1 protein-coding gene is annotated in these 912 nt (G+C 28.9%); it reads left to right on the top strand.

Going from position 1 to position 912, the window contains the following annotated elements; all coding sequences use genetic code 11:
• The first annotated feature begins 514 nt into the window (after window positions 1-514).
• Window positions 515-724, top strand: a complete 210-nt coding sequence (locus RMB03_RS00600) for a cold-shock protein (protein ID WP_003650775.1) — start codon at window positions 515-517, stop codon at window positions 722-724.
• Window positions 725-912: the final 188 nt, after the last annotated feature.

Below are 912 nucleotides of genomic sequence, written 5' to 3'. Positions count from 1 at the left end.
AGCATGACGGTCTCCAAAACCGTTCGTCAAGGTTCGAGTCCTTGATCCTCTGCCAATGATTTAAAAATGAAGCTCCTTTTTAGGAGTTTTTTTATTGCCTGAATTTTTTAAAGGTTAAATTATTTCAAGTTTTCGTTCATATTTTCATCGGCCACTTGATAAGTTATAAACAGTTATCTTTCTGTTCTTCGATATTTTATCTAATCAGTCGTAAGGTGTTGGTTAAGTAGGGAATATACTAATTTTTTAGCTACTCTGTTAAGTTATTGTTTTTCTGTTTTTTATTATAATTTATAAAATTTTTTTCATAAAAAGCTTGAATAGAAAATTATTTCATGTATCATGCTCTTAACTAGAAAAAAGTCTTGTTAGTAAATCTTCTTTAAAGTATCGTAGTTTTAGTCATAATCCTTCGTTTTTTAAGATCTTAACTCAATTTGTTATTCTTTTTTCAAAGTTATGTTAGTGTCATTATTAAATGATACTAAAATATTAGAAATCAGTAGGATATATCATGTCTAATACAGTAAGTGGTACAGTAAAATGGTTTAACGAAACTAAAGGTTTCGGTTTCATTCAACAAGATAATGGTCCAGATGTGTTTGCTCACTTCAAAGAAATTTCTGGTTCAGGTTTCAAAACTTTGCACGAAGGTCAACGTGTAACGTTTACTGTTACTCAAGGGCAAAAAGGCCCAAATGCTGTAAATATTATTCCACAATAATATTTCAGTAAGAAAAAAAGCACTTTTTAGTGCTTTTTTTTATTTTAGTCGTTTAAAAGAAATTCTGTTGTTCTTTTAAATGCTATAAAAGCCCTCTATAAGAGGGCTTTTTATTTTATATCCAGTAGTATGTCTAATCACTAATCACTAATCACTAATCACTAATCACTAATCACTAATCACTAATC

Origin of the sequence: Acinetobacter sp. V91_7, from assembly GCF_031799075.1 — a bacterium.
Taxonomy (GTDB): domain Bacteria; phylum Pseudomonadota; class Gammaproteobacteria; order Pseudomonadales; family Moraxellaceae; genus Acinetobacter; species Acinetobacter calcoaceticus.
This window is presented reverse-complemented; position numbering and strand designations above follow the sequence as displayed.

Bases quoted from the DNA above. Each gene is read 5' to 3' on its own strand.
- RMB03_RS00600 (WP_003650775.1), top strand. From the start codon at position 515: ATGTCTAATACAGTAAGTGGTACAGTAAAATGGTTTAACGAAACTAAA.